The 820-nt window shown below is 52.4% G+C and carries 1 protein-coding gene; it reads right to left on the bottom strand.

All coding sequences use genetic code 11. The annotated features are described in order from the left end of the window. Nucleotides 1-52: 52 nt before the first annotated feature. Nucleotides 53-757, bottom strand: coding sequence for an IS6-like element IS26 family transposase (locus R8O11_RS26530; RefSeq protein WP_001067855.1), 705 nt, complete (start codon nucleotides 755-757; stop codon nucleotides 53-55). Nucleotides 758-820: the final 63 nt, after the last annotated feature.

The following is an 820-nucleotide window of genomic DNA, read 5'->3' as shown; positions in this document are numbered from 1 at the left end:
GGCACTGTTGCAAAGTTAGCGATGAGGCAGCCTTTTGTCTTATTCAAAGGCCTTACATTTCAAAAACTCTGCTTACCAGGCGCATTTCGCCCAGGGGATCACCATAATAAAATGCTGAGGCCTGGCCTTTGCGTAGTGCACGCATCACCTCAATACCTTTGATGGTGGCGTAAGCCGTCTTCATGGATTTAAATCCCAGCGTGGCGCCGATTATCCGTTTCAGTTTGCCATGATCGCATTCAATCACGTTGTTCCGGTACTTAATCTGTCGGTGTTCAACGTCAGACGGGCACCGGCCTTCGCGTTTGAGCAGAGCAAGCGCGCGACCATAGGCGGGCGCTTTATCCGTGTTGATGAATCGCGGGATCTGCCACTTCTTCACGTTGTTGAGGATTTTACCCAGAAACCGGTATGCAGCTTTGCTGTTACGACGGGAGGAGAGATAAAAATCGACAGTGCGGCCCCGGCTGTCGACGGCCCGGTACAGATACGCCCAGCGGCCATTGACCTTCACGTAGGTTTCATCCATGTGCCACGGGCAAAGATCGGAAGGGTTACGCCAGTACCAGCGCAGCCGTTTTTCCATTTCAGGCGCATAACGCTGAACCCAGCGGTAAATCGTGGAGTGATCGACATTCACTCCGCGTTCAGCCAGCATCTCCTGCAGCTCACGGTAACTGATGCCGTATTTGCAGTACCAGCGTACGGCCCACAGAATGATGTCACGCTGAAAATGCCGGCCTTTGAATGGGTTCATGTGCAGCTCCATCAGCAAAAGGGGATGATAAGTTTATCACCACCGACTATTTGCAACAGTGCC

This window comes from Vibrio sp. 1288, assembly GCF_033344475.1.
This window is presented reverse-complemented; position numbering and strand designations above follow the sequence as displayed.

Bases quoted from the DNA above. Each gene is read 5' to 3' on its own strand.
- R8O11_RS26530 (WP_001067855.1), bottom strand. From the start codon at position 757: ATGAACCCATTCAAAGGCCGGCATTTTCAGCGTGACATCATTCTGTGG.